This is a genomic window from Arthrobacter sp. 10N44_2 (assembly GCF_056394385.1).
Map to the genome: position 1 here is coordinate 120993 of NZ_JBFTHT010000012.1, position 25230 is coordinate 146222.

Annotated in this window: 22 protein-coding genes and 2 pseudogenes; 9 read left to right on the forward strand and 15 right to left on the reverse strand. The window is 62.2% G+C overall.

Going from position 1 to position 25230, the window contains the following annotated elements:
* Window positions 1-34 precede the first annotated feature (34 nt).
* The gene (locus AC1DBX_RS14025) at window positions 35-484 is read right to left on the reverse strand and encodes a hypothetical protein (protein ID WP_476932009.1); all 450 of its coding nucleotides are present in this window, start codon (window positions 482-484) and stop codon (window positions 35-37) included.
* Between the two features lie 297 nt (window positions 485-781).
* Here AC1DBX_RS14025 and AC1DBX_RS14030 point away from each other — a divergent pair, with 297 nt between their 5' ends.
* On the forward strand, window positions 782-2305 hold the full coding sequence (locus AC1DBX_RS14030; RefSeq protein WP_476932010.1) for a glycoside hydrolase family 43 protein: 1524 nt from the start codon (window positions 782-784) through the stop codon (window positions 2303-2305).
* Window positions 2306-2439: 134 nt separating this feature from the next.
* Here AC1DBX_RS14030 and AC1DBX_RS14035 read toward each other — a convergent pair whose 3' ends face one another.
* Window positions 2440-3201: an HAD hydrolase-like protein gene (locus AC1DBX_RS14035; RefSeq protein WP_476850816.1), complete on the reverse strand. Its 762-nt coding sequence runs from the start codon at window positions 3199-3201 to the stop codon at window positions 2440-2442.
* A gap of 74 nt (window positions 3202-3275) precedes the next feature.
* On the opposite strand from AC1DBX_RS14035, the gene AC1DBX_RS14040 reads away from it, so the two are divergent.
* Window positions 3276-3743, forward strand: coding sequence for an Lrp/AsnC family transcriptional regulator (locus tag AC1DBX_RS14040; RefSeq protein ID WP_476850815.1), 468 nt, complete (start codon window positions 3276-3278; stop codon window positions 3741-3743).
* A gap of 10 nt (window positions 3744-3753) precedes the next feature.
* On the opposite strand, the pseudogene AC1DBX_RS14045 reads toward AC1DBX_RS14040, so the two are convergent.
* The 3 genes and pseudogenes from AC1DBX_RS14045 to AC1DBX_RS14055 form a co-directional block, all read right to left on the reverse strand.
* Window positions 3754-3858, reverse strand: a pseudogene (locus tag AC1DBX_RS14045) (lyase family protein); the annotation flags it as partial.
* A 105-nt stretch (window positions 3859-3963) separates the two neighbouring features.
* The gene (locus AC1DBX_RS14050) at window positions 3964-5376 is read right to left on the reverse strand and encodes an aldehyde dehydrogenase family protein (RefSeq protein ID WP_476872153.1); all 1413 of its coding nucleotides are present in this window, start codon (window positions 5374-5376) and stop codon (window positions 3964-3966) included.
* The gene (locus AC1DBX_RS14055) at window positions 5369-6421 is read right to left on the reverse strand and encodes a homoserine dehydrogenase (RefSeq protein WP_476860515.1); all 1053 of its coding nucleotides are present in this window, start codon (window positions 6419-6421) and stop codon (window positions 5369-5371) included. The genes AC1DBX_RS14050 and AC1DBX_RS14055 overlap by 8 nt, the downstream gene beginning before the upstream one ends.
* 301 nt (window positions 6422-6722) lie before the next feature.
* Between AC1DBX_RS14055 and AC1DBX_RS14060 the strand changes: the two genes are divergently transcribed.
* From AC1DBX_RS14060 to AC1DBX_RS14070, 3 genes are all read left to right on the forward strand, one after another.
* Complete coding sequence (locus tag AC1DBX_RS14060; RefSeq protein ID WP_476850812.1) at window positions 6723-8162, forward strand: amino acid permease; 1440 nt, start codon at window positions 6723-6725, stop codon at window positions 8160-8162.
* Window positions 8163-8243: 81 nt separating this feature from the next.
* A complete protein-coding gene (gene alr, locus AC1DBX_RS14065) occupies window positions 8244-9407 on the forward strand; it encodes an alanine racemase (RefSeq protein WP_476932011.1) in 1164 nt (387 codons plus the stop codon).
* Window positions 9408-9444: 37 nt separating this feature from the next.
* On the forward strand, window positions 9445-10245 hold the full coding sequence (locus AC1DBX_RS14070; RefSeq protein ID WP_476932012.1) for an IclR family transcriptional regulator: 801 nt from the start codon (window positions 9445-9447) through the stop codon (window positions 10243-10245).
* On the opposite strand, the gene AC1DBX_RS14075 is transcribed toward AC1DBX_RS14070, so the two are convergent.
* From AC1DBX_RS14075 to AC1DBX_RS14085, 3 genes are read right to left on the reverse strand one after another with little or no spacing between them, the layout of a single operon-like run.
* Window positions 10242-11018: an IclR family transcriptional regulator gene (locus tag AC1DBX_RS14075; protein ID WP_476858244.1), complete on the reverse strand. Its 777-nt coding sequence runs from the start codon at window positions 11016-11018 to the stop codon at window positions 10242-10244. The two genes, AC1DBX_RS14070 and AC1DBX_RS14075, sit on opposite strands and share 4 nt — an antisense overlap.
* Window positions 11019-11050: 32 nt before the next feature.
* Complete coding sequence (locus AC1DBX_RS14080) at window positions 11051-11803, reverse strand: cyclase family protein (protein ID WP_476932013.1); 753 nt, start codon at window positions 11801-11803, stop codon at window positions 11051-11053.
* Window positions 11800-12249, reverse strand: coding sequence for a hypothetical protein (locus AC1DBX_RS14085; RefSeq protein ID WP_476858242.1), 450 nt, complete (start codon window positions 12247-12249; stop codon window positions 11800-11802). The genes AC1DBX_RS14080 and AC1DBX_RS14085 overlap by 4 nt, the downstream gene beginning before the upstream one ends.
* A gap of 324 nt (window positions 12250-12573) precedes the next feature.
* Between AC1DBX_RS14085 and mmuM the strand changes: the two genes are divergently transcribed.
* Window positions 12574-13578, forward strand: a complete 1005-nt coding sequence (mmuM, locus tag AC1DBX_RS14090; RefSeq protein WP_476932014.1) for a homocysteine S-methyltransferase — start codon at window positions 12574-12576, stop codon at window positions 13576-13578.
* Window positions 13579-14190: 612 nt separating this feature from the next.
* Here mmuM and AC1DBX_RS14095 read toward each other — a convergent pair.
* The 4 genes from AC1DBX_RS14095 to AC1DBX_RS14110 all read right to left on the reverse strand — a co-directional run bounded on the left by AC1DBX_RS14095 (window position 14191) and on the right by AC1DBX_RS14110 (window position 18342).
* On the reverse strand, window positions 14191-15150 hold the full coding sequence (locus AC1DBX_RS14095) for a carbohydrate kinase family protein (protein WP_476850805.1): 960 nt from the start codon (window positions 15148-15150) through the stop codon (window positions 14191-14193).
* 121 nt (window positions 15151-15271) lie between these two features.
* Entirely contained in the window at window positions 15272-16066 is a 795-nt protein-coding gene (locus AC1DBX_RS14100; RefSeq protein ID WP_230011630.1) for an ATP-binding cassette domain-containing protein, read from the reverse strand.
* The gene (locus AC1DBX_RS14105; protein WP_476932015.1) at window positions 16063-17109 is read right to left on the reverse strand and encodes an ABC transporter permease; all 1047 of its coding nucleotides are present in this window, start codon (window positions 17107-17109) and stop codon (window positions 16063-16065) included. Before AC1DBX_RS14105 ends, AC1DBX_RS14100 begins: the two co-directional genes overlap by 4 nt.
* A gap of 114 nt (window positions 17110-17223) precedes the next feature.
* Window positions 17224-18342 (reverse strand): substrate-binding domain-containing protein, encoded by a 1119-nt coding sequence (locus AC1DBX_RS14110; RefSeq protein ID WP_223917292.1) that lies wholly within the window; start codon window positions 18340-18342, stop codon window positions 17224-17226.
* Window positions 18343-18507: 165 nt separating this feature from the next.
* Between AC1DBX_RS14110 and AC1DBX_RS14115 the strand changes: the two genes are divergently transcribed.
* From AC1DBX_RS14115 to AC1DBX_RS14125, 3 genes are all read left to right on the forward strand, one after another.
* On the forward strand, window positions 18508-19506 hold the full coding sequence (locus AC1DBX_RS14115) for a LacI family DNA-binding transcriptional regulator (RefSeq protein ID WP_028275206.1): 999 nt from the start codon (window positions 18508-18510) through the stop codon (window positions 19504-19506).
* Between the two features lie 54 nt (window positions 19507-19560).
* Window positions 19561-19854 carry a putative quinol monooxygenase gene (locus tag AC1DBX_RS14120; protein ID WP_028275207.1) on the forward strand — a complete coding sequence of 98 codons (294 nt, stop codon included), beginning with the start codon at window positions 19561-19563 and terminating at the stop codon, window positions 19852-19854.
* A 286-nt stretch (window positions 19855-20140) separates the two neighbouring features.
* On the forward strand, window positions 20141-22765 hold the full coding sequence (locus tag AC1DBX_RS14125; RefSeq protein ID WP_476932016.1) for a GH32 C-terminal domain-containing protein: 2625 nt from the start codon (window positions 20141-20143) through the stop codon (window positions 22763-22765).
* 461 nt (window positions 22766-23226) lie between these two features.
* On the opposite strand, the gene AC1DBX_RS14130 is transcribed toward AC1DBX_RS14125, so the two are convergent.
* The 3 genes and pseudogenes from AC1DBX_RS14130 to aspA all read right to left on the reverse strand — a co-directional run.
* Window positions 23227-23520, reverse strand: a complete 294-nt coding sequence (locus tag AC1DBX_RS14130) for a winged helix-turn-helix domain-containing protein (RefSeq protein WP_476932017.1) — start codon at window positions 23518-23520, stop codon at window positions 23227-23229.
* 69 nt (window positions 23521-23589) lie between these two features.
* Window positions 23590-24891: a dicarboxylate/amino acid:cation symporter gene (locus tag AC1DBX_RS14135; RefSeq protein WP_476932018.1), complete on the reverse strand. Its 1302-nt coding sequence runs from the start codon at window positions 24889-24891 to the stop codon at window positions 23590-23592.
* Window positions 24892-25041: 150 nt separating this feature from the next.
* Window positions 25042-25230 (reverse strand): annotated as a pseudogene (gene aspA, locus AC1DBX_RS14140) (aspartate ammonia-lyase); the annotation flags it as partial.

Below are 25230 nucleotides of genomic sequence, written 5' to 3' on the forward strand. Positions count from 1 at the left end.
GTAATGGCACACCATAGCTCAAGGGGCTGCCGGCTTAGCTTTGGCCTGTCCCGACTCGGAAGATGCGGTCACTCAGGTCGCTGTGGAGGACGTGGAACTGTCCACCGTTGCCGTTGACCGTTCCGTCCGTCACGTAAAACCCCCGTCCGGCGTCCGGGCCTCCGGTAGCTCTGTCGATGACGGCGATCAGATGCCGGCCAAGATGTCCTTTCGGCCCCAGGACGGTGATCTCCTCGAGTTCTTCTGCCGTCAGTCCTGCCAGCACCGCACTAATTTCAGCCACGCCCTCCGGGTTACCCATGCCCGTGTTGGCCTGAAAGCACAGGCTAGGGCACGTGGACCACCGCAGCAAGGATAGGGGGTTCTCCTCCTCTGCTGCGGCGATGGTGCGCTGTTCCAGTTCGCGCATTCTGGCAAGCTGCTCGCCGATTCGGCTGGCTACCATCAGGCCGGTACGCATCGCCCCGTCCACGGCATCTTCCATTCCGTCTGCTTCGCCCCGGACCACGCTGGTCCGGGGCGTTTCCATGTGATCGAAAGGCAGCCGGGCAGGTACCGTCGCGTCCCTTGAAGACATCGTGGCCAATTGGTGCAACGCTCTGGACCATGCAGCGGCAGCGCTGAATGACGTGGCGTCCCCGGCTGTGATGCGGGTGTGAGGCAGGGAAGGTGTTCCAACCAGTGAAAGTCCAGGTGGGACTGCAAGGCGGGACATCCTAGGGTTGAAATTCATCTACTCCCGCAGACCGGGTAGTCAATGCCAGCAACGGACGGAGCCCCATTGGTTGACACTGCAGCCGAGCAGGTTCGGCAAGTAGCATCTCCCGCAGCCATCACACCGGTCATTCCGGGTTTCCACCCTGACCCCACAGTCTGTCGGGTCGGCTTCGACTATTTCCTGGCAACGTCGAGCTTTGAGTACTTCCCCGGAGCGCCGATTTTCCACAGCCGGGACCTCGTAACTTGGGATCAGATCGGGAACATCCTCACCCGGCGGAGCCAGTTCGCTGTTGGGGACGGGCGTCCTTCAGGCGGGATCTTCGGCTCAACGCTCAGGCATCACAACGGTGAATTCTGGTTCGTCACCACGAACATGAGCGACTTCGGTGGCGGTCATTTGCTGTTGCGGTCCAAGGAGGCTGCCGGCCCGTGGAGCGACCCGGTACAGATACCGGGAACGCTGGGCATCGACCCGGATATCGCGTGGGACAGCGACGGAAGTTGTTACCTCACCTGGGTGGGGTTCGGCCCCGGCGAGCATGAGTCCGGTATCGTCCAGGCGAGGCTGGATCCCGACGCTGGCCGCCTCTTGGAATCTCCCAGGAAGGTGTGGCAGGGAACAGGGTTGGCCTACCCGGAGGGGCCGCACCTGTATGAGGCGGGCGGCTGCTGGTATCTGGTTTTGGCCGAAGGCGGCACGGAACGCGGTCATGCCGTCTCTGTCAGCCGTGGCAGCAGTCCCGCAGGTCCTTTCGAACCGCATCCGAACAACCCCATCCTCAGTCATCGCAGCATGGCGGCGCCCGTCCAGAGTGTCGGCCACGCGGACCTGGTCGAAACGGTCGATGGTGATTGGGCCGCGGTCTATCTCGGTGTTCGTCCCCGTGGCGTTGTTCCTGGCTTTCACGTCCTGGGTCGAGAAACTTATGTTGCGGGTATCTCCTGGGACCAGGGTTGGCCGCGGTTCGATGAGGACCGTTATCAGGTTCCCGTCGTCGGGTCTTCGTTTATTGATGATTTCTCCTCCGACAGCCTTCACCCGCGGTGGATTTCACCCGGCCAGGACCCGGCTTCGTTTACGGCCGAAACCCCCGAAGGTCTCCTTATCGGGCAGAGCCAGACTGGCAGCGTTCCCATCTTGGCAACCAGGGTCCTCGGACACGTTTGGGGTGCACGCGCGTCGGTTCTTCTCTCGGGTGACAAGGCGGTCAGGTTCCTCCTGAGGATGGACGACTTCCATTGGTATGGCATCGAAGTCTCCGGACGCCAAATCCGGGTCGTGGCCCAGATCGGACCCCTTCAGCAGGTGGTAGCGACAGCGGAAATCGACCCAGCACCTGGACCATTTCAGCTGGAAATCGCATGCAACGAGTCACCCTTGGCGGGCCAACCGGGCATAAATACTGGGCCGGACGAAGTCACATTGGGCTTTCGAGAGCACGGCGAGCTGACGACGCTCGCGCGGATGGACGGCCGGTATCTGTCCACAGAGGTCGCCGGCGGGTTCACCGGCCGCGTTGTCGGACTGGCGGCAACCAGCGGCAGCATTATCATCGAACGGTTCGAATACAACCATCACGATTAGCGCCGCTCGAGTTCGTCCATCCCTGAGAGTCTCCGGCCCCATTTAAGGCACGATTGCGCTCTCCCAGCCAGTGCGGGAGCTCCACAGTCGGGGAGGAATGCGTGCGAACCCTAAACGCCGGCTTCGACGGCTCGTCAAACAGTGGAATGTGAATGACTGCTGGTCGCATTCGTGGACTCATCGCACGAGGGATGCTGCGCGGCTGACCGCCGGCGGTTCTCCAGGATCAGTGGCAGAAGGGCCGCAGGGGAGGCAGCAACGGCGGCGGCCTGCGAGGCTTCCTCGGCCTCGCCGTATCCCCAGAGTGCGAATATTGTGGGGATTCCGTGTATAGCTGCTCCCGCGACGTCGTAGCTTCGGTCTCCGACCATTGCGGGACTGGAGATGTCTACGCCTGTGGAATGGAGCCGAAGCAGCAATTCGGCGATGACGTCTGCCTTGCTCGCTCTTCCCTCGCTATCTGACGCTCCGCATACGGTGATGAAGTGGCAATCAATTCCGAACATTCGTGCCAGTCTTTTTGCTTGATCTTCAACCTTGGATGTGGCTACGGCCATCGGAATGCCGGCCGAATGTAGGCGTTCGAGTAGATCGATGATCCCGTCGTAGGGGCTGGACTGTTCGGCGCCATGATCGGCGTACGCTTTGCGATAATGTTGGAGGGCCTTTTGGGCCGTCTTTTCGTCCAGTTGTGAGACTGTTCTGAAGGACTCGATCATGGGCGGACCAACGAATCGGCGCAGTATGTCCATGCTGGGGACCGGCGCGCCCACAGCTGCCAATGCCTGTGCAGCACTTGTTGTAACGCCCGGTGCTGAATCCAGGAGCGTGCCGTCCATGTCGAACAAGATGCAGCTAATGCCAGTGAGAGACGGCCGGGCTTGATGAAGTGTCATTTTTCGAGGCTTTCGGTCTTGAAGTTGTTTCCGTTCCGGTTGGGTCCGGGGGATTATTGCGGTGAAGGGCAGGCATGGATCGAGTGAGTCTTGATCAGATTGATCAGAGGATTCTTGCGGAGCTTACGAAGAACGCTCGCATGAGCCATGCAGAGCTGGCGACCAAAGTCCTCCTTTCGAGGAACGCTGTGCGCCAGCGGATCGAGCGGATGGAACGGCAAGGGTATATCCAGGGGTACACGATTGTTGCCGGACCTCCGGGCCAGGGCCCGGTGTCCGCCTTCCTGATGGTTTACAGGAAGGACCGGGTTCGGGGGGCGGACGTCATCTCCGTGTTGCGGTCGATTCCCGAGGTGGTTCTGTGCGATGTCGTGAGCGGTGACTTTGATCTTCTGGTGAGGCTCGAGGCCCGGTCGCTGGAGAGGGTGCAGGAGATCTGGGAGCAGATCGCTGCTATTCCCGGAGTCACGGACACGGTGACGGCCATGACGCTTTCCAGTTTCATCAGGCGGGGCGCCGGAGGTGCCCGCGCCACGGAGTGAAAGTGATCCCGCTGATGGTGAAGTTCTCCAAGGCCCGGGCGGTGTGTGCTCCCCAATAGGCTGTGGCCGGAAAAGGAACGCTCCCGAGCGAATCCGTCTCGATGCGGGTGGCCATGGTTTTCTGTCCTCCGTGTGGAAGTTTGGGTGGTGCGCAGTTTTGTGCCGGCTGCCCGGAGGAACTGGAGGGGCGCGGGCCCTCGGCCGCGCCCCTCCAGTTCGATCAGTTCTTGATGCAGATGACTTTGGGCTGGGTCATCTCCTCATACGCGAAATGGACGCCCTCCCTGCCCATGCTCCCGTACTTAGCCCCGCCGAATGGCATGCCGTCGAACCGGTAATCAGAGGAATCATTGATCATGACGCCGCCTGCTTCGAGCTGGCGGGCCGCATCCATGGCCCTGGCCAGGGAGTCGGTGAATATGCCCGCATGAAGACTGAACTCGATGGCATTGGCGACGTCGATGGCCTCTTCGAAGGTGTTGAATTTACGAAGCATGACCACAGGGCCGAAAACCTCCTCCCTCCACAGGCTGCTGTCCGCCGGGACGGCTTCCAGGACGGTCGGCTGAAGCACATTGCCGTCCGTGACGTTGCCTGAGAGCAGGACGGCGCCGGCGTCGAGGGCCACGTCCAGTTTGGACTGGAGCTCCTGCAATGCTGTGGGGCTGATCATGGGTCCGACATCCGTCTGTTCATCCATTGGATCCCCGGCAACCAACCGCGCCGTTGCCTCCAGGAAGCGCTGGCGGAACGCGCCGTACACTGGGGCGGCTACGAGGATCCGCTGCACCCCCACGCAGTTCTGGCCGGCAGCCCAAAACGCTCCGGAGACGCAGGATTCCACGGCCTTCTCGATGTGGGCATCGTCCAGGACGATCACGGGTGCGTTTCCGCCGAGATCCATGGAAAGCTTCTTCAGGCCTGCGGTGCGGGCGATACTCTCCCCAGTGGAGAACCCCCCGGTGAAGGACACCATTCGTACGTCCCGGGACCGAATGATTTTTTCGGCCACGTCCCGGTCGCCGTGAACAATCGTGAGGGCTTCCGGCGGGAGGCCGGAGCTCACGAGGGCGTCCGTGAGCAGCTGGGCTGACAGGGGAGTCAATGCAGAGGGTTTGAGGATCACGGCGTTTCCTCCGGCGATTGCCGGGCCGATCTTGTGTGCCACCAGGTTGAGGGGGTCGTTGAAAGGAGTGATCGCGGCAATGATGCCCAGTGGTTCGCGCGAGTACCAGCCGGTGCGGTCCTCTGAGCCCTCGTACGAGTCAAAGGGTATGACTTCGCCCGCGTTCCGGCGCGCTTCGGTAGCGGAGAGGCGGAGCGTGTTGACCGCGCGCATCACTTCCTTCCGTGCCTGGCGGATCGTTTTCCCGGCCTCGGACACAATCGTTTGCGCGAACTCCTCGCTGCGCTGCTCGATCTCCGTTGCGGCGCCGTCCAGTATCTTCCCGCGGGCGTTGCGGGACAGTGCCCGTGCCTTCCGGGCGCCGACGCGGGCCGTTTCGATCACGGCTTTGCCGGCGGTGGCCTCGGTCAGCGAAACCGCGCCGACCACTCTGCCGTCGTAAGGGCTCATCACGTCGCGGAACTGCGGCAGCGCCGTTTCCGTCGAGCACAGCGTTGATTCAGACATTTGCGGCTACTTCCGTCCTGGCTGCGTGCATTGCGATGATGTCAGAAAGCAGGGCGTAGGCGGTCTCCACACGGCCGGCTCCCGGTCCGGAGACGGTTACCGGGCCCAGAAGGTCGGTGTCGAAGGACACGGCATTGGTTGCGCCGGAAACGCCGGCCAGCCCATGGCCGAGGGGGAGCGCTACGGGGGAGACGCCTGCGGTCACTGACCCGTCCGGGTTCCGCCGCGCTGAACCCACGAGCTTCCAGCGGCGTCCCTCGCGGGTTGCCTTCTGGATATTCTCCGGCGTCACTGTCGAAATCCCCGCCCGCTGAACGTCCTTTAGTTCGATGCCTGCGTCGAGCAGCTCGTTGGCGAGGATCAGTACCTTGAGCTGAACATCGTATCCCTCGATGTCTGCTGCGGGATTGGCTTCGGCGTAGCCGCGTTCCTGTGCCTCGCTGATGGCCTCTTCGAAGTCCAGTCCGGATTCCATCCGCCCGAGCACATAGTTGCTGGTGCCGTTGAGGATGCCTTCGAACCCGTTCAGCTTCAGCCCCGCGAACATTTTCTTGGCCAGGCGGATGACAGGAGTGCCGCTCATGACGGCACCCTCGAATTCGAAGTGCACGCCGTTCTGTTCGGCCAGGGCGGTCAGTTCGGCGCCGCGGAGGGCAACCGGGCCCTTGTTCGTCGTGCAAACGCTCTTGCCGGATTCGAGGGCCCAGCGTACGTGCGAAACTGCCGGCTCGCCGTCGTCGGGATTCGTGAACGTGGCCTCGCAGATGATGTCGGCGGTGCAGTCACGGATAACTGATTCGTTATTGGTGTCCGCGGACCCGCCATGGGCGGCGAAGGTTTCGCTTCCACCGTCCAAATTGAGTGCGATGCCGAGATCGATCCCCTCGGGCTGGACCAGCGAACCGAGACGCAGGTCGGTGATGGCGACGACACGCAGGCCGAAGCCCAGCTCGGAACGAAGTGTGTCACCGCGTGTTGCGACCAGTTCGGCCAGCGTCCTGTTGACGCCGCCGAAGCCGATCAGCGCAATGTCATAGGTGGTCATGGTGCTCCTTAAGTCAGATACATCGGTCCTCCAATGCTCACCGCATTCCATGTCCGTCAGTGCATGTCATTGTGACCGAACAACAGGGCGAACTGACCATCTGTACACCGATTCGGCAGCAGCGCCTCGAAGTAACTTAGGTGCAACATAAGCATGTTGAAATGTTTTTAATGACCCAAAGGCCGTTTTCGTGTTACTTTCATCACTACCGCCACTGCACAGCCCGAGGCGCCCTGTCCCCCAAGCCGGGGCGATGTGCGCATCTTTCGCATCAGACCTATCCACTCACCGGGGAGAAACCATGGAACCCTCATCACCTGTCCAGCTAGACACACAACCCACGTTGCCCCCGTCGACCGACTCCGGGCTCCGGCGGTCCATGGGGGCACGCCATCTGGTCATGATCGCCATGGGCGGGGTGATCGGCTCAGGGCTGTTCCTGAGCTCGGGCTACACCATTTCCCAGGCCGGACCGCTCGGCGCGGTCATCGCCTATCTGATCGGCGCCTTCGTTGTGTACCTGGTTATGGCCTGCCTCGGCGAGCTTGCCATCGCGTATCCGGTCTCAGGCGCCTTCCACATTTACGCGGCGAGGTCGATCGGGCCGGCCACAGGGTTCGCCACGGCCTGGCTCTACTGGCTCTGCTGGGCAGTGGCCATCGGATCGGAGTTCACTGCCTCCGGTCTCCTCATGCAGCGCTGGTTCCCGGATGTTGACGTCTGGGTCTGGTGCGTCATCTTCGCCTCGGTCCTCTTCGGATTCAATGCAGTTTCCTCGAAGTTCTTCGGCGAGTCCGAGTTCTGGTTTGCCATCGTCAAAGTCGGCGCCATCGTGGTCCTCATCGTTCTTGGTGGCGCGGCGTTGTTCGGCATCCACCCGCTCAGTGAGGGAGGCAGCCACCCGTTCATGTTTGAGAATTTCAACACCTCCAGCGGCCTCTTCCCCAACGGTTTCAGCGGCGTCCTCGTCACTGCACTTGCAGTGTTCTACGCCTTCTCCGGCTCGGAACTCATCGGTGTGGCAGCGGGCGAAACAGCTGACCCCGCCACCAGCATCCCCAAAGCGATGCGCAGCACAGTGATCCGCCTGCTGATCTTCTTCGTCGGGGCAATCGCTGTCATCGCAGCTACCATCCCTTTTGATCAGGTAGGCCTGGATGAAAGCCCGTTCGTGACTGTCTTCTCATCCATAGGCATTCCTTTTGCCGCCGACATCATGAACTTCGTCATCATCACCGCCCTCCTCTCCGCCGGAAACAGCGGCCTCTTCTCCTGCGCACGGATGCTCTACTCCCTTGCCGACGAGGGGCACGCCCCCCGGGCGCTGAAGAAACTGACCCGGGGCGGTATCCCCCTAATCGCGCTTTCAGTCAGCATGCTCGGAGGCCTTGCGTCGCTCATCAGCAGCGTCGTTGCGCCCGAAACGGTCTACCTGGCTCTCGTTTCAGTGGCAGGTTTCGCCGTCGTCGGGGTCTGGATGTCCATCACCGCCTCGCACTTCTTCCACAGGAGATCCTTTGTCAAGAACGGCGGCGATGTCGCCGCCCTTGCCTACAAGGCCCCGCTGTTCCCGCTGGTGCCCATCCTGGCCTTTTCGCTCTGCCTAATATCGCTCATCGGCATCGCCTTTGACCCGAATCAGGTGGCAGCCCTCTATTTCGGAATCTCTTTTGTTGGTGCCTGCTACGCCTTCTTCTACTTCAAATACGGGCGTAAGGCGCGCGCAGACCAGCTGTCCTGACGCCATCATCAACCATCGTCTTCTCAGCTTCGTGGCCGGGGTCTTTCTTTCCCGGCCACGAGGCTGTTCAAGGGATAAACCATGAACTCACAAGGCCTGATGCAACACGTGCGCAGTTCGGTCCAGGACGCCGGCAGCTGGCTGGAGATTGACGCCGCCGCTTTCGAATCAAACGTCCGGACCCTCCTGTCCATGATCGATGACCGCGCACTGTTGTGCGCAGTGGTTAAGTCCCATGCCTACGGGCACGGAGCTGACCTCTTACTCCCGTCCCTTGTTCGTCTGGGCGTTCCATTCATCGGAGTAGGAAGCAACGAGGAGGCAGCCATTGCACGCCGCTGCGGTTTTGAGGGCCGGATCCTGCGTGTCCGTGCCGCGGCGCCGCAGGAGATCAGAGCAGGCCTGCGTCACGACATCGAGGAACTTGTCGCCGACCCGCAGAGCGCGTGGGAGATACACAAGATCGCTGCCGCGGCTGGGAAGGTGGTCCGCATCCACCTCGATATCAACTCTTCCGGGATCAGCAGGCACAGCCTCGACGTCTCATCCTCGCTTGGCCGGGCATCCGCGGTAGGAATCGTGAGCCACCCGGGGCTTCAACTGGCCGGGATCATGACGCATTTTCCCAAGGACGACGACGGCCATATCGAAACGACTCTTCTGCGGTTCCAAAGCCAGGCGTTTACACTGCTTCAATTGACCCGAACTCCCCGGGATGAAGTGCTGCTCCACTGCGCCAATTCATACGCCGCCCTGCACGTCCGCGGCTCGTGGCTGGACATGGTCCGTGCCGGGGCAGTCCTCTACGGCGATTCGGAACCTTCAACAGCGCACTTCCAACGGTGTTTGGCCTTCAAAGCCCGGATTGCGTCCATTAATAGCTATGCAGCAGGCACTAAGGTCGGCTATGGGCTCACCCACACCTTGGACCGCAACTCCAGGCTGGCTTCAGTGACAGCGGGTTACGGAGATGGCTACCGGCGGGCACTGGCCAGCCAAGGCAGCGTACTTGTCCGCGGCCGACGCGCTGCCATAGTCGACATCGTTTCGATGAATTCCATGGTTGTCGACGTCACCGACGTGGCGGGAGTTTCCCCTGGAGACGAAGTCGTGCTGTTCGGGCGGCAGGGACGGGCAGAAATCGCTCCCGCAGAGCTGGAAGCAGCGAATTCAGCGATACTCGCTGACCTCTACACTGTGTGGGCGCAAGGAAACCGCGTCCTGGTCAACAATGAAGACATGTGAGAATAGGCGTAGTCATCGGGCGGAAGGAGCACGGAGCATGGATTCTTCCTCGGAAGCGTCGTCCATGGCCCAAGGACTTCGAATAGTTCGGCTGGTCGCAGACCGGGAGAAGCAGGGCAGGCGGCTTCTCGGCGTTTCCCAGCTCGCATCCGAGTTGGATATGGAACAAAGCCGCGTCTCACGGCTGACGCAGGAATTGTGTGAGCTGGGACTGCTGGAGCGCGTCGATCGCGGTCCCTTCCGAACCGGTCCACGTTTTTTCAGCCTGGCCGCAGCGCTGAATACCGGCTGGGTCCGCGAATCAAGAACCGAACTTGAGGCTTTGGTGGCTTCTTTCGGCCTTAGATCCAGAGTTTCCGTTCGTGATGGCTTCCGGGTCGTTCTCCTGCGGGCCTCGAGTAACGATGCGGTACCCGGCAGCTTCGTGAAACCCGGCATGGTGACGCCCGTGTGGTGTACCGGCTCCGGACGGGCCTTGCTGTGGGACGACCAACAGCCGGCCATTGAAGTCCTTCTCCAGGATGTCAACTTTATCGGCGTAGGCGGTCCGGGGGCGGCCCATTCGCCGCAAGAAGTCGCCGAACTGATGGACCGGGACAGGGCGCGGGGCTTCATTGTCGCGGAGGAAGAATTCGAGCACGGAATCTACGAACTGGCCGTTCCGGTCCGCAACGCTGAAGGATCGATTCTTGCCGCGCTCAGCGTCCTCGGCAGCCGGGCCGAGATCAAACCCAGCACCAATGGCATTGCAAAGGCCCTTACGGCAGCAGCCGAGCGGCTGGGGTCCTTTGAGGGCCGTCCCCGGGACAACGCGGTCCGGAAGGGCCTTGCCAGCTAGAGCCGGTTCTGCGGCGCCGCGTGACCCAGCGTTGACTCAAGCCACTTTCCCCAGGACACGAGAGCCGTGGCGCATAGCTCCAGGCGCGGCTCCAAGCGTGTCTTGGCGCCGACGACCTGAAGCGCTGCCACCACATCGCCCTTGAAGTCGCGAATCGGAACGGCCAGCGAGTAAAGTCCTGGTTCGGCTTCCTCGTCGACAATGGAGTACCCCCGTGCCCGCGCCCCGCGCAGTCGTGACAGGAAGTCCTCGACGTCAAGCGGTGTATTGGGGCCATGGCGCACGAAAGGTACGCCGGAGAAAATGGTTCGGACCTCGGCGTCCGAGGCTTCCCACAGCAGGGCCTGGCCGGCATCGCTACAAAAAGCCGGGTAGGGCCGGCCCAGCCACGAACCGACCATGTTGCTACTTGCCGGAACACGCTCACCGATGGTGACAGTACTGTTTCCGCTCATAACTCCAAGGAAGCATCCTTCGTTAGTTTCACCGGCCAAGCCTTCCAGAGCGGTTACGCCGTCGGTCTGCAGCCGTTGCTCTGTCAACAGCTGTGCGTCTGTCAGGAGCGACCAGTTCATTGTGTAGGACCGATGGTCTCCGCGTGCCAGAAACCCCTCCTGCTCGGCGGTCCGGAGACTGCGCGAAACCTGGCTGCGGTCCCTGCCCAGATCGGCTGCTATATCAGCGACCGTTCCGCCAGACAGGCCTTCTGCGTTGCGGGAGCCCACGGCGAGGACAGCCATGATTCCCCGGCCCATGCTGGACGTCTTAGACATGGATCCGATTCTAGTCACTGCACGAACGTGTCTTAGTGGATGGCGAAGACACGGGCTGGAAAGCCGCTGCCTTGCAGTGGCTTAGGCCAGCTTGCAATGAGGATCGCGCCGGCTTCTGGAAGTCCGTCCAGGTTCGCCATCAGCTCGATCTGCCACCGGTTCCGCGCCAGGACATAGGTCTCCAAGGTGAAATCCTGGCGGGACGTAGCCCGCCCCGGGTCTGTGTCCGTCTGCTCATGGCCGACGGCCGTTACCGACCGCTCCTCGATCAGGAAGGAGAGGACTTCCTGCGACCAGCCAGGTGTGTGGCTGACACCCTCATCGTCCCTGTTTGCCATGGCGTCGGCGTCGGGCCAACGATGGCTCCACCCTGTCCGCAACGCCACAAAGGACCCCGGCGCGATGGCACCATTGCGGCGCTCCCATGCCTGAATGTCCTCCATCGTGGGAGTGGCGTCCGCATTTACGGTGGCCCGGGCGGTGATGTCGAGGATGACCAGTGGGAGGACCATGTCCTCCACCGGAATCTGGTCCAAGGTCCGTCCCCCGCGGATGAAATGCGAGGGAGGGTCAACGTGCGTACCCCATTGGCCGATGATCGAATACCGGTGGGCGGTGAAACCGTCGCCTTTCTCCAGGTCGAAGACCGCCTCCCTGATTTCGTCGGGGAAGGCCGGGAAATGCGGCTGGCCGGGGTGGAAGGCGTGCGTCAGGTCGGTGAATGACCTGCCCGCCAGCAACGCCTGCAGACCGTCCCAAAGTCCAGCTGTGGGGGCTTCAATCATGATGCGGCCTCGCTCTCAAAGAGTGCGGGAAGGGCTGTGCTGGAGACGCTGACCGGGCCGGTCAGTTCGATGACCGGTACCTCCCAGGGATGGATATCCACGATGTGCTGCAGGAAGCGTTCCACGGCGGCGTCAGGGAGCGCCGCATCGAAATACGTCGTGAAGACAAAGGTAGGCGAAATTGTCCGCTGCCCCACCTGCCCCAACGTAGGGTTGGCGCCTTCAGTGCAGGTGAAACCCTCGAAACCCAGGCCGGATTCAAATACATGCCTGTAGTTGCCAAAATCCCCTAAGTCGGTGGATTCCGACGAAGCCTGGAGCAGGGCCGCGATGCCGGCTTCATCTTTGAACGCTTCTGCGTCCCCCGTGGCGAGCCGCGAGAAGGTTTCCGAAGCTATAGGCCAATGCACGCGCAGCTTGCGGACTGATTTCATTGCAATTTTCAAGGGAAGCCTCTTCCTGGGCAGTTCGCAAAAGGTGTCAGAATGCCATATTGGCAGAGAGTGATGTTCATTACAAGCATGAATATATGCTTATTACGCACAATTTTGAGAGGTGTTCGCGTTCACTCGGCACATCCGCCAGACTTTGGGCGTGACTGAGCAACGGAACACCGGTTGCTGCAAGCGGCTGCTGACCGTCACCTGCAAGCCCCGGGCTGCACTGCTCTTTTTGGCACTCCACGTTGTGCTACTTTGCATTGCCGGGCCACGAGGCGCCGCAACTGCCCCGCAGGAAAGAACAAACCGAAATGCTTGGAGCCCTGAACGATGCCCAGTACCATCCTTTCCCGCATGCTCGACGCCGGAGCGAACCTGACCGTGGACGGTGCGCTCGCCACCGAGCTTGAAGCGCACGGCTGCGATCTGGAAGACCCTTTGTGGTCGGCTAAAGTCCTTCTGGAGCAACCGGAACTGGTCAAGCGCGTACACCACGATTACTTCCGCGCCGGAGCCACTGTCGCCATCACGGCTAGCTATCAAGCCACACCCCTGGGATTCGCGCGCCGCGGCATCGGCGAGCAAGCGGCCTTGGAACGGGTGGCATTGAGTGTGCGCCTGGCCGACGAGGCACGCCGCGAGTATCTGGCGGAAAACCCGGATGCGGGCCCCCTGCTTGTTGCAGGATCGGTCGGGCCCTACGGCGCGTACCTTGCCGATGGATCGGAATACCGGGGCGACTATGTCCTCAGCCGAAACGAGTTTTTGGAGTTCCACCGGCCTCGAATCGCAGCGCTGGTGGAGGCCGGAGCGGACTTTCTTGCCTGTGAGACGTTGCCTTCATTGCCGGAGGCCGGGGCCCTGTTGGAACTCATAAAAGAGTTCGACGTCGAAGCCTGGCTCTCCTTCACGCTACGGGATGGCGGCCACATCAGCGACGGTACGCCGCTGGCTCAGGCGGCAAGGCTCTTGACGGCAGAGCCGCTCGTGGCGGCTATCGGCGTGAACTGCGTGCCGCTGGAGCTGGTCTCCCCATCGCTGGAGGCCCTGGGCAGAGCCACTGATACGTCCCTGATCGCGTATCCGAATTCGGGCGAAAGCTATGACGCAGTCACCAAAACGTGGGGGCCGGCCGCGGCGAGCCCGTCGGGCCCCGATAGTAAACAGCCCGCAAGCCTTGCGGAGGGAACGCCAATCTGGCGTGAACTTGGTGCCCGGCTCGTTGGCGGGTGCTGTCGAACGACCCCCCAGGATATTGCCGCCGTGACGGCGCTGTCAGAAAGTTACAAACCTGGATATCGACCGGTTGGTGCTGCTGGCGCAAGGAACTTCTGACGCGTCACGAACTTGGCCTCTACGCAGTTAACCTGAGTGGCGATGTCCCCTGTTGAGTAACGATGTAACGGGATCTGTGCAGCAGCACCGATGCTTCTCCACACGGAGCACCGAAACCGCCATCCCAACTGTGTATTAACCCGTCATTCTCAGCCCACAGTCACAGATTCACACCTAGGGAAGTTCTCGCGGCGGGGGAGCGGACGGAACGTGTCGCGCTTCAGGACCGGCTTGCGGACACGTCTGACGGGCAGTTGCGCAGCGCCCGAGGCGCGCAAAGAAGGGCCGCGCCCCTGCGGTCTGGGATGTGGCTGGCGGCCGGAACGCTCTGAAACGGCGAATTTGCGGTGTGTGTACATTGTCCACACTTCCGCCTTCGGATCGAGTCGTATGTGGGTCGGATCGGGCCGGACCTCGCATGTTCCCGGGGGAGTCCAGTGTTTGCAGGGGAGTGAATGCAGTTCGAGTCCCACCTCGGGCACAGTGTTTCCACTCGTTAGAGGGGGTTTTTGCTTTAACCTGTGTACCTTCACCGCGCGCCACGGACTGCGTGGACAATGCCAGAAGCGTCCACGGCGGGCGGTGTGTGGGACCGGGGCCTTCTTAGGTGGTTCAGGAACCCCCGTATTGGGCACCGGAATGGGCTTCGATTGCGATGTTGAGTTCTTCCAGGGTCGGGGGGTTTGCTCCCGGGCGCTGCACGGTGATGGCCGCGGCTGCAGCTGCGGTGTGTCCAAGCTGCTCCAAGACAGCTGGGGCGAAACCTTCGGTTCCTCGGGTGAGAAAGCCCAGGATCAGGGCGGACATGTAGGAGTCCCCGGCGCCGATGGTGTCGGCAACTTTGGACTTCACGGCGGGAATGCTGATGTTAGCGGCGGGGGTGGTGAATTGTGAGCCGTCGGCGCCTTTGGTGATGACGGTAAGTCCGGCGCCCAGACCGAGGATGTGTGCTGCGGTTTCGTCCAGGCTTTTTTGAGGGTACAGCCAGTAGGCATCTTCGTCGCTGAGTTTGACGACGTCGGTTAGGGGCACGAGCTCTTCGAAGGTGGCCAAAGCTTCCCTGTGGCTGCCGAGCAGGGCTGGACGGATATTCGGGTCATAGGTGATCATGCAGTGTGTGCGGGCTTGTTCGAGCAGGGATTTCACGGCGCCGGCACCGGGATTAAGGAAAGTGGCGATGGATCCGGTGTGCAGGATTTTTGGGAAGTAGGCGGGGGCTGTCGGGGCAAGGTCCCAGGAGATGTCGAAGTCGTACTTAGCGGAGCCGTCGGGTCCAAGGGTTGCTGTGGCCGATGCCGTTTTGGTGAGGGATTTTGATCCGGGCAGAAGTATGACGCCTGCACTGCTGAGGTGGTTTTCGATGGAAATCCCACGCGCGTCCGGGGCGATGGCCGTGAGCAGACCTGTGGTGACGGCGAGGCGGCCAAGTCCGTAAGCGACGTTGGCCGGTGAGCCGCCGGGGTGCTCCACCGTGTCGTGCGACGTGGTGACCACGTCGATCAGCGCTTCGCCTATGACCATGACGTCGAGCGTCTGGTGAGCGTCGTTCCGGGCTGTTGTGAGGTAATCCATGGTCTGTCTCTCGTGGGATGGTGATGATGGGAACTCCCGGTATGGATCCGTCCGCGGACCTGGGGGAGGTCCGCGGACGGAGAAGGGAGCTCCGGTAGAGCGGGAGGGTACTAGCCGGCCATCAGGCGGTGGCTGCGCCGGTCATGATCGCCACTGCGTCGGTCATTGTGTGTGATTGCGGAGTGATGGTGGCAGCGCACTTGCCCAGGCGCTGGATGTGGATCCTGTCCGCTACGTCAAAGACGTGGGGCATGTTGTGGCTGATCAAGATGACCGGCAGGCCTCGGTCGCGAAGGTCCCGGACCAGCTGGAGGACCTGGTTCGATTCCCGGACGCCAAGTGCCGCCGTCGGTTCATCCAGCACAACGACCTTTGAACCGAACGCTGCGGCGCGGGCCACGGCGACAGCCTGGCGCTGGCCGCCCGAGAGGTTCTCCACCGGCACTGTCACGTCCTGCAGGGTGGAGATGCCCAACCGGGTCAGCTCTTCCTTGGCCTTCCGGCGCATACCTTTGGTGTCAAGCATCCGGAACACGCTCCCGAGGAGTCCCGCACGCCTTTCCTCCCGACCCAGGAACAAGTTCGAGGCGACGTCGAGGGCCGGTGAGACAGCGAGGTTCTGGTACACGGTTTCGATGCCGTGGACCCTGGCGTCCTGCGGCCGCTTGAAGTGCACGGGCTGTCCTGACATGAAGAGCTCGCCGGAGTCCGGGACTTCTGCTCCGGTGAGGCATTTGATCAGGGTTGACTTGCCTGCGCCGTTGTCGCCGATGATCGCGAGGACTTCGCCCGGGTAGAGGTCGAGACTGACCCCGTCCAGTCCCACGACACGGCCGAAAGTCTTGACGAGGTTCCGGGCCTGCAGGATGGGCTCGCGCGTGGCGACGTGGGGGGCTTCAAATTCTGTCGTGGTCATGACTTGACCTTTCGGATCCACTGATCGACGGACACAGCAACAATGATCAGGACGCCCACGGCGAGCGTCTGGTACAGCACGTCCAGCCCGGCGAGCGAGAGGCCGTTGCGGAAGACACCCACGATCAGCGCTCCAAGCAGTGAACCCCAGATGGAGCCGCGGCCGCCGAAGAGGCTGGTTCCGCCGATCACGACGGCGGTGATGGAGTCCAGGTTCAGGTCTACGCCGGCGTTGGGGCTGGCGGCGTTGGTGCGCCCGATCTGGATCCAGGCGCCGGCGGCCAGGACGGCGCCGGCGGCGAGGTAGACGCTCATGAGAACCCGGTTGACGGGGATGCCAGCCAGGCGGGCGGCTTCCTTGTCATCGCCCACGGCGTAGACATGCCGGCCCCAGGCCGTCTTGCCCAGGATGAAGGCGACCGCGACATAGAGCAGGAGCATCATGACGACGCCGGTGGAGATCCGCACGGGGCCGAGCGGGAAGGTGGTGCCGGTCCAGGTCAGCAGGGGAGGCATGGCCGAGCCGCGAACGGTCGCTCCGTTGGAGTAGAGCAGTGTCAGGGCGATGAAGATGTTCAGCGTGCCGAGGGTGACGATGAACGGCGGGAGCCGGAACCTGGTGACCAGGAATCCGTTGAGTGCTCCGGCGGCGAGTCCGACCACCAGGCCTGCGAGCAGGGCGAGAGGCGCGGGTATTCCGTTGTTGACGGCGAGCTGGGCCATGACCATGGACGACAGGATCATCACGGCCCCGACGGAGAGGTCGATGCCAGCGGTGAGGATGATGAGGGTTTGGGCGATGGCCAGGGTGCCGACGACGGAGACCTGCTGGGTAATCAGCGAGAGGTTTTCAACTCGCAGGAACCTGTCATTGAGGAGGCCGAACACCACCACCGCGATGAGAAGTACGATGGCGGGACTGAGGGCGGGGTAGCGGTGGAGGATATTGCGTATCCGGCTGAGCGGTGTCTGGCGGTCAAGGAATTCCTCTGCCAGGTCGGCATGCCCGGCGCTGGGCGGGCCGGCGGTCTGTTGCTGGGTCACGATTGGTCCTGATCTTCCGTGATGGTTGCTAGGGGAGGCCCTAGCTCGGGAGATGCGGGGCGGGGAGGCCGATAGCGGGCGCCGGGTCCCCGCCCCGCAGTGAAGCTGGGTGGGTTACTTTCCCCAGCAGATGTCGGAGGCTTGGGTGGTGGTGATGCTCTTCACGCCGTCGGCAGGCTTGTCTGTGACGAGCTCGACGCCGGTGTTGTAGAAGTCCAGCCCCGGTGAGTTGGCCGGCTTCTGGCCGGTCTTGGCGAGGTCAACGATGGCCTTGACGCCCAGTTCGGCCATCTTGACCGGGTACTGCTGGGCCGTGGCGCCGATGACGCCGGACTTGACGTTGTTCACGCCGGTGCAACCGCCGTCCACCGAGACGACCAGCACGTCCTTTTCCTTGCCGGCGGCCTTCAGTGCCTCGAAGGCACCCGCTGCCGCAGGTTCGTTGATGGTGTAGACGACGTTGATGTTCGGGTTCTTGGCCAGGAGGGTTTCCATGGCGGTGCGTCCGCCGTCTTCGGCGCCCTGGGAGGCCTGGCTACCGACGATCTCGTAGTCGCCGCCCTTGCCGCCGGTGTACTTGCCGGTCTTGGCTTCGTCGCCGTTCTTCTTTTTATCCGCGGTGTCGATACCGAGGCCAGTCAGGAAGCCCTGGTCCCGGTTGTAGTCAACCGAGACGACCTTGTCATCAAAGAGATCGACGAGGGCAATCGTCGCTTTTTTCCCGTCCAGCTGAGCTGCGGTCCATTTGCCGATCAGCTCCCCGGCGGCGAAGTTGTCAGTGGCGAACGTGATGTCGGCTGCGTCGGCGGGATCCGGCGGGGTGTCCAGAGCGATGACGAAGAGCCCGGCGTCCTTGGCCTTCTTCAGGGCGTCCACTACGGAGGGGCCGTTGGGGGTGATCAGGATGCCCTTGTCACCCTTGGAGATCGCGTTCTCAATGGCCTGGATCTGGGTGTCCTCGTCGCCGTCAGCCTTGCCCGCAGCGAGCTTAAGGTCCACGCCGCCGGCCTCGGCCGCCTTCTTCGCCCCGTCCTCCATGGCGACGAAGAACGGGTTGGTCGTCGTCTTCACGATCAGGGAGACACCGACCTTGTCCCCTGACGAGCTACCGGTTGATGAGGTGGACGGGGAACTGCCACCACAGGCAGAAAGACTGAGCGCTCCCAGAGTCAGCACTGCTCCTGCAGCGAACAGGCGGGTGGCCGTTGAACGGGGTGCTTTGGAACTCAACATTGAATCTCCTGGTGTTTGAGGCCCTCACTGGCCTCGACAACGATGTCATGTACGATGTAATCAGCATCACACCAGAGAGTCAATAGATGCAACTTAGAAGGAGCGATATATTTGACAACGATGTCCGATCGTAGCCAGCCGACCATTTCCGCCAGTCGTCCGACAATGCGCCACGTGGCTGCCCTTGCCGGCGTCGGAATAAAGACCGTCTCCCGCGTGATCAACGACGAACCTGGCGTGTCGGACGCCACCCGGGAAAAGGTGCTCAGCGCTTCACGGCAACTCAACTACCAGCTGGACATGGCCGCCGGCAGCCTGCGCCGCGCGGGCAGAAGGACGCTCTCGGTCGGGCTGTTGCTGCCGAGTGTTTCCAACCCGTTCAGCGGCGAGATCAACCGGGCCATAGAAGATGCTCTTGGGGCCAGGGGAATCGCGGTCTTTGCGGCGAGCCTGGATGATGACCCCCAGCGGGAGCAGGACATCGTGGCGGCATTTCTTGGGCGGCGTGTCGACGGGCTCATCCTCACGCCCATCGCCAGGAGCCAGGCGTATGTGATCCCGGAGCATTCCCGTGACCTGCCTTTGGTCTTCATTGACCGTGAACCGGTAGGAGTGGAAGCAGATGCCGTCGTGACCGACAACGCCGCAGGCTCCGCGAGGGCAGCTGCTCACCTGATCAGCCGCGGCCACACCAGGCTCGCCTATCTGGGGGACCGCACCGACATCCAGACCGCCCGGGAACGCCGGCGGGGGTTCATTGAGGAGATCGGCCGGCAGGGAATTCCCACTTCCACGATTCCCGTCCGTGAAAACCTGCACGATGAGGAATCGGCCAGATTGGCCGTGTTGGAACTTCTCACCGCTGCCGAACCACCGACGGCGATTTTCTCCAGCCAGAACCTCATCACTTTCGGCGCCATGCGCGCTCTGAGAGAGCTCGGGCTGAGCAAACGCGTGGCCTTAATCGGATTCGATGACTTCACGCTTGCCGACATGATGGATCCCGGCGTGACAGTCATCGCCCAGCACCCCGAGCGAATCGGGAAGCTGGCAGCAGAGCGGCTCCTGGCCAGGATCGATGGCGACCAGCAGCCCCCGCATACCTATGTTGTCCCGTCTGAGCTCATACAACGAGGTTCCGGTGAGCTGCGCCCTCCGGCCTGACAGGGGTGGCCTCCTGAACTATATTTCGAACCCATCGACCTGAAAGGGATCATGATGACCAAGACCCTGTATGCCGAGTTCACCGTCAAGCCCGGCAGCGAAGCCCGCGTTGCTGAAATGATGCTCGAACTGACCCGGCATGTGCGCCGTGAACCGGGCAACGAGCTGTTCCTTCCCTGCACCCGGGAAGAGAACCCCCGGGAGTACTTTGTCTTTGAGGTCTACCGCGATGAAGCCGCGTTCCAGGAACACATCGGCGCCGATTACGGCGCCAGATTCAACGAGGAACTGGCCCGCCATATCGAAGGCGACGCCTCGGAACTGACCTGGCTTCTGCCGCTGGAATAGCCCTCAGCCAAATCCAGCCGATCCACGGTCGGCGGGAGCTGCTGCGTCCAGGACCCACGGAGACGGCTGAACGGAGCCGCCTGCCGGAAATAACCCTTCCAGCCCTGCCGCTGGGAGGGAATTTTCTGCTGCCCGCCCATCGCTTCGCCCGGCTCAGCCGCGCGGCGGGCGGCCTCATTCCCGCGCCGCCAAAACCGTTGACTTGTCTGACGGACATCACTTAGTGTCCTTCGCACTGACAACGTTGTCTACCGACGACGCGCGCAACGAAGGGCGAATCAAACGAATGAAGAACACGACCACCCGCAGGACGCATGCCGTTTCTGCACTGACGCCCGCGGGACTGACGCTGGCCGCGGCACTGGCAGGTTCCCTGCCGGCGTCGGCCGCGACGGGCCCCGGGGACGAACCCTACCGGCCGGCCATTCACTACACGCCGGCAAAGAACTGGATGAACGACCCCAACGGGCTCGTCTTCTACAAGGGCGTCTACCACATGTACTACCAGCACAACCCCTCCGGTAACACCTGGGGGAACATGTCCTGGGGTCACGCCACGTCGAAGGACCTTGTTCACTGGCAGGAGCAGCCGCTGGCGATCTCCACTGATGCAGAGCAGGACATCTTCTCCGGCAGCGTCGTCGTGGACAAGGACAACACGACCGGTTTCGGTACGAAAGAGAACCCACCGCTGATCGCGATCTTCACCAGCGCCTACAAGGACGCCTCGCCCCACCGCGGCCTGCAGGCGCAGTCCCTGGCCTACAGCCTCGATGACGGCCAGACCTGGACCAAGTACTCCGGCAATCCTGTACTGAACCGAAACTCCGCCAACTTCCGTGACCCGAAGGTCTCCTGGTACAACAAACCCGGCGGCGGAGGCTACTGGCTCATGACCGCCGTCGAAGCCACGGACCACAAGGTCGTCCTCTACAAGTCCGCCAACCTCAAGGACTGGACCCCACTGAGTGAATTCGGACCAGCCAATGCCACCGGCGGCCAGTGGGAATGCCCCGACCTGTTTCCCCTCGCCGTGGACGGCGACCCGAAGAACGTTAAATGGGTCATGGTCGTCAACATCAACCCCGGCGGCGTGGCCGGCGGCTCCGCTGGCCAGTACTTCGTGGGCAACTTCGACGGCACCACCTTCACCTCCGAAACCACCAAACCCGTGGCCACGCCCCCTCCCGGGACGGTCCTGGCCGGATTCAACGACGGAACCTACAACGGCTGGACCGTCAACAACGAGCCAGGAAACTGGAAGAACGGCCCATTCGGCAGCACTCCGGCAAACGGAGCCCTTCCCGGCCAGAGCCCCGTGACCGGCTTTGACGGCAGTGGCCTGATCAACTCCTTCAACGACGGCGACTGGCCGCTCGGTTCCATGCGGTCACCTAACTTCACCGTGACCGACGACTACCTGAACTTCCTCGTGGGCGGCGGCAAGCACCCCCGCGTCTCCGACAAACTGGACAACACGCCGCCCTCGGGAGAGCTCAAGTTTGATGGCTTCGAGATTCCCGACGGGACATCGCTGGCCGACACCGGCTGGACCGGAACCGGCGACCTCACCCCCAACTTTCAGCCCGCCACCAGCGGCGGGGACTTCTACCTCGGGGCCAAACGGATCAACACCTTCGAAACCGGCACCACGCCGGGCGATGACCGGCAGGGCACCCTGACATCACCGGAATTCCCCATCACCAAAAATTTCATGAGCATGCTGGTCGGCGGCGGCAACCGCTCCGCGGACTCCGGACAGACCCTGGCCGCCCAGTTGCTCATCAACGGCAAGGTGGTCCGCTCCCTCGCGGGAGACAATTCCGGAGTCATGAACTGGAAAGGCTGGGACGTCTCGGAGTTCGCGGGACAGAATGCACAGCTGCGGGTCGTCGACCAGGCAACCGGCGGGTGGGGACACCTGACCCTCGACCACGTCATGCTGACTGACGGCCCGGCCGTTCCCCGGTCTGACGAGGAATCGGTAAACCTCGTGGTCAACGGACAAGTGGTCCGCACGGCCACCGGAAACGACAGTGAAAAGCTCGACTGGGCATCATGGAATGTCAAAGAATTCGTTGGCCAACAAGCACATATCAAAGTGGTCGACAATAACCGATTCGGTTGGGGCCACATTCTCGCGGACGACTTCATGCTCTCCTCGAAACCGGCACAGTCGGCCCTGGAGACCTATGACTGGCTGGACTACGGACGCGACTACTACGCCTCCGTGTCCTTCGGCAACATGCCCGATAACAAGCGGGTCATGCTCGGCTGGATGAACAACTGGGACTACGCCAATGACATCCCCACCAGCCCCTGGCGCAGCGCCATGGCACTTCCCCGCGAAGTCAACCTGACCACGACTTCTGACGGCCCTCGCCTCACCCAAAGCGCTGTCAAGCAAGTGGAACAGTTGGGCGGGAAAGTCTCCTATCAGGATAAGAAGGGCGGACCGATTCCCGCCGGGACACACCAGTTGCCGGCTTCAGCATCGGGCCAGGTCCAACGAGTCGACATCACCTTCGCGCCGGGCACGGCCAAGAAATCCGGCATCACCGTGCTGGGCGATGGAGCCGCATCCACCGTCATCGGCTACGACGCCACGACCGGGAAGCTCTTCGTTGACCGCACTAACTCCGGCAACACCGCGTTCCACCCGTCGTTCGCTTCCATAGAGGACGCCCCCGTCACCCTGGACAAGAAGGGCTACGTCACCCTTCGGGTCTACCTCGACCGCTCCTCAGTAGAGGTCTTCGCCCAGGACGGTCTGCGGACCATCACCGACCAGGTATTCCCCAACGCCGGAGCCGACAAGATGGCCCTCTTTGCAGAAGGCGGTACCGCCCAACTCAAATCACTCACCGTGACACCGCTTGAAAAGGCAATGTTCCTGGCTGAAAAGAAGTGACCCCACCCGCCGCCTGACGGGCTCCCCAAGGAGCTGGAACTGAAGGGATTGCGCCCGGTATTGCACCGGGCACAATCCCTTCAGCTCGTCCATACCCCGGCGGCCGAAACATAAAGGGAAAGCCCCAGAGCAGCGCGCTCATTTGGAGGAGTTCACACACGACGGGGTTGGTGAGTGCCATGGCGAGCAGGAGCAGTGCCGGGACGGAGCGAAGCTTGGTGTGCTGCTGTCCGGCTTGGCGGTATATAGCGTCAACCAGTTCTTGGTGCTGCGGGTTTCGGGTCGTTGGGAAGGTGCCAGTCTTCGCCGGGGGCGTCCGGGTGTTCGCCCAGGACGTGGCGCCCGCCCAAACTGCGAGGTTGGTTGGGGGCGAGGACATGAGATTCCGGCCGTAAGGACACGGCGGACGACGGCGGGAGGTCCCGCCGTCGTCCGCAAGAGTTGCAGTCAGCGCTGTCCGGCTAGGAGGCGGGCTCCGTCTTTCCAGGGGCGATACCGTAGAAGGGCGTGAAACGACTCCTGGCACCGGGCGAAATGTTGGAACGGACGATCGAAGCGCTCTCCAGCGCTGCCAGATGATATCTGACTGCGCCGCGCGAGGACGCGATGCCGTCGCTGATGTCAGCTACTTTGCTTGCCCCATGGCTTGCCAGGTAGTCGATGATTTTTGATCTGATCGGAGTGTTTCTCGCTCTTTTCGTCCGCTGAATGCGGTGCACGTCCATCGGGCTCTGGAGGTCAAAGTGAGCGGTCATTGGCCATGGCCTTTCATCCGGTGTGAGGGTAGGTTCGCAGGTTTGAAAATTTGGCCGAGCGGGATCCGGTCAGTGCATCGGAACACACTCAAACTCCCTGCTGTCTTCAGTGACCTGCGCATCCTGGGAGGCTTCCGGGCGTGACGCTTCGAGGAGGGACGTGGACTTGTCGTGGTTCCGGCCGATGACCGCGGTGGCGATGGCATTTCCCAGGATGTTGGTGGCGGTGCGTCCCATGTCCAGGAGTTGGTCGATCACCAGCAGGACACCAATTCCGGCGGCCGGGATGCCGAAGGCAGGGACCACGGCGGCTACGACGACGAGTGACCCGCGTGGAACGCCGGCCATGCCCTTGCTGCTGAGCAGGAGCATTGCGGTCATCGCGATCTGCTGGCCAAGGTCCATGTCGATGCCGTAGGCGTTGATCAGGAAGACCGACGCGAAGGTCATGTACATCATGGAACCGTCCACGTTGAACGAGTAACCCAGGGGCAGCACGAAACCGGTGGTGCGCTTCTCGATGCCGAACTTGGTCAGGCCTTCAATGAGCTTGGGCAGGGCGGCTTCACTGCTGGAGGTGGCGAACGCGATGACCACGGGTTCGCGCACTATCCGTACCAGTCGGAAGGCGGCCCGTCCGAGGAAGGCGACGGCGACGCCGACCATGATGACCCACAGGGCCGAGAGAGACACATAGAACCCGCCGATGAACGACGCGTAGGTGGCAAACGCATCGAGACCTTGGGAGGTGAAGGCCGCTGCGATGCCGGCGAAAACGCCGACGGGTGCCGCCAGCATCACATACCCGGTGACCTTCAGCATGACGCCCATCAGTTCGTCGATGGCATCGGCTATGGAGGAGCGGCCCTTCTTCCGGAGGTTCAGCAGGGCGATGCCGAAGAGGGCGCCGAATACGAGGATCTGAAGGGGGTTGTTTTCGGTCAGTGCGGCGAAGACGCTCGTGGGGATGATGTGGGTGATGAACGCCTGGTAATCGAGGGGCTTCGTTTCCATCCCCGCGTCGCCTCCCGGCATCAGGTGGAGCCCGTCACCGACGTTGAGTACATGGGCCGTGATGAAGCCGAACGCGCCCACCAGGACGGAGGCGGTCAGGAACCAGATCATTGAGCGGCCAAAGAGCTTGCCCACCCCGGCGGATTTGGCTGCTCCTGCGATGCCGGAGACGAGGGTGGCGAAGATCAGCGGGGCAATGATCATTTTGATGAGGTTCAGGAACATGTGCGTCACGGTGTCGAGGACCGCCACGACGGATTCGCGTGTGTCCACCGGCAGCAGCCAGTGGAAGAGCAGACCGCTGAGGATTCCGAACAGGAGCGCTGCCAGGATCCACATCGTTGATTTGTTTTTCATAGTCAGTCCTTGGGTAGAGGCCGGGCTGGTGGCCCGGTGCTGGAACGGTCCTCGTCATCGAGTTCCGTTTTCTCTGTAGTCGGTCGGGATTTTGGGCACGACGGCGTGCCCCTTGCTCCCTGGTCGGGCGGGGTCGTCGGTCTGCGGAGGCTATTGGGTGAGGTTGGCCAGGCGGTGCGGGCTGAGGAGTTCGGTGAGCTGCTCGTCGGTGAGCAGGCCGTGTTCGAGCACTAGTTCCGCGACGCCCTTGCCGGTGGCGAGGGCTTCCTGGGCGATGGCCGTGGCTGTGGCGTAGCCCAGTTGCGGGTTCAGGGCGGTGACGAGGCCGATGGATTGTTC